Source organism: Sneathiella sp. (assembly GCF_029233945.1).
GTDB lineage: Bacteria > Pseudomonadota > Alphaproteobacteria > Sneathiellales > Sneathiellaceae > Sneathiella.
The window spans coordinates 1-2,240 of sequence record NZ_JARGOQ010000113.1 but is presented as its reverse complement, the minus strand read 5'-3'; the positions used below and the strand labels follow the sequence as shown (position 1 = coordinate 2,240).

The window sequence follows — 2,240 nt, the reverse complement described above, 5'->3', positions numbered from 1 at the left end:
ATTTGCTGATTGTGGGCGAGCCGCGGGATAAACCCGCGATGGCGACAGAAATTTTTCGCCATCCGGCCCTGAAAGTGATGTTCGCCGATCATTTGCAGATCAGCATTCCTTCAAACTTTTGGGTTTGCGGGACGCCCGTTATTGCCGATGCCATTGCGGAACTGCATGCTGTCAGATCCACACTTACACGTCCCCGAAAAGCAACGCAGGAGTGAACAGTTCGTAATGGGTAAAGAGCATAATCTGATTCTGATTGGGATGCCCGTCCTGCTTTCCGCGCTGACGGTATTGGTCATAATCGCCTTTGTGGCATCGTTGGTTGTGGGGCCGGCATCGATAAACCCGCTCGAATTTCTGGGGGCAGTTATCTCAGATGATGCCGGGACGGCGTCGCTGATATTTTTTGAGATAAGACTACCCCGCGCCATATTGGGTCTGATGGTCGGGGCGACGCTGGGTTTGACGGGCGCCGCGCTTCAGGGGTTTTTGCGCAACCCGCTAGCGGAGCCGGGCATTATCGGAGTTTCGGCCTCTGCGTCGCTCGGCGCGGTGATCGCGTTCTACTTCGGACTTGCCGGGTTGTTCGCGCTCGCCTTGCCGCTGGGAGGGATGTTGGGTGCAGGGTTGGGCGTTATGGTTATTCAACTCCTCGCAGGGCGGTCAAACAGCCCGCTTACATTTATTCTTGCGGGCGTTGCGGTCACCAGCTTTGCCGCCGCCCTCACATCGCTTGCGCTGAATATGGCGGAAAATCCCTTTGCCGCGCTGGAGATTATGTTCTGGCTTATGGGGTCGCTCGCTGACCGGAGTTTTGAGCATGTCTGGCTGTCGGCCCCGTTTATCCTTCTCGGCTGTATTGCCTTGATGACGATTGCGCGGCCGCTTGACGCCCTGACACTGGGGGAGGAGGCGGCCCAGACCATGGGTTTTGATATGGGGAAGGTTCGGAGGCGGCTTGTTTTTGGCACGGCGCTCTCTGTTGGCGCGGCAACGTCGGTTGCTGGCGCTATCGGTTTTGTCGGGCTGGTCGTTCCGCATTTACTTCGTCGTTTGACGGGAAACCGCCCCAGCCTTCTCTTGCCCGCAAGCATGTTGGGCGGTGCCGCCCTTACCCTGACGGCCGATGTTGTCGTCCGGCTGGTGTCTCCTGGTCGTGAGCTTAAAATCGGCGTTCTGACCGCCTTGATCGGCGCGCCGTTCTTCCTGTATCTGGTTCTGCGTCAGAGGAGGAAATTTTTATGACGCAACTATCGATACGGTCACTCTCAAAATCCTTCGGACAGCGTAAAGTTCTTGAGGACATCACGCTGGACATCGGCAAGGGAGAAATTATAGGGCTGATCGGTCCTAACGGTTCGGGGAAGACAACGCTCCTTCGCTGTATTGCCGGACTGCTGGACCCGGACAAGGGGGAAATCTGCTTTAAAGGTCATGCACGCCACCAGATCGATCCCGAAATACTCGCCCGGTCACTGTCCTATCTTCCGCAATCGGGAGAAGTCCATTGGGACGTAACGGTGGAGGTGCTGGTATCGCTCGGACGGCTTCCGCATCAAGGGAGATGGCGCGCCCTGACAGATGCCGACCGGCAAGCGGTCACTCAGGCGATGGAGGCCTGCGATATCCTTGAGTTCCGTCACCGCCCGGTTGAGCAATTATCCGGCGGGGAGCGGTCCCGTGTTCTTCTGGCGCGCGCAATGGCAGGGGAGCCGGATATCCTGCTGGCGGATGAACCGATCAGCGGGCTCGATCCTGGCCACGCCATCGATGTTATGGACCGGCTTTCGGCGCTTGCGCATTCGGGCAAGAGTATCGTCGTCGTGATGCATGATTTAACGCTTGCCGCGCGCTATTGCGATCGCTTGGTTCTGTTACATGGCAAAAACATAGCTGCCTCCGGATTCCCCTTATCCGTATTGACCGAGGAAAACCTGGCTCGCAGTTATGGAATTCGAGCGTTTTATGGATCGGTTGAGAACGGCTCCGTAATTGTTCCTATTGCAAGGCTGGACAAGCCAGCGCGTCGACAACGGAAATATTCGACCTGAGAACATTCAGATCGAACTCACTCAGGCGTCCTTTTTCAGCTATAGAGGCCTTCCGCTTCTCTAAAAGGCTTGCGAAATGTGCTTTCAGGAACGTTCTTAGTGTTCCGGTGTTAGGCGGATACAGGTAATTGATGTGTCAATGCTGTTTCCTCTGAAATAGGTTTTTTGCCGACGAAGGGGGAAGACATGGCA

The 2,240-nt window shown here is 56.1% G+C and carries 2 protein-coding genes and 1 pseudogene; all 3 read left to right on the top strand.

Features of this window, described 5'->3' with window-relative positions:
- Positions 1-215, top strand: a pseudogene (locus P1U71_RS17910) (hypothetical protein); the annotation flags it as partial.
- Between the two features lie 10 nt (positions 216-225).
- Positions 226-1,242, top strand: a complete 1,017-nt coding sequence (locus P1U71_RS17905; RefSeq protein WP_301107037.1) for an iron ABC transporter permease — start codon at positions 226-228, stop codon at positions 1,240-1,242.
- Positions 1,239-2,048 (top strand): ABC transporter ATP-binding protein, encoded by an 810-nt coding sequence (locus P1U71_RS17900; RefSeq protein WP_301107036.1) that lies wholly within the window; start codon positions 1,239-1,241, stop codon positions 2,046-2,048. The genes P1U71_RS17905 and P1U71_RS17900 overlap by 4 nt, the downstream gene beginning before the upstream one ends.
- Positions 2,049-2,240 lie beyond the last annotated feature (192 nt).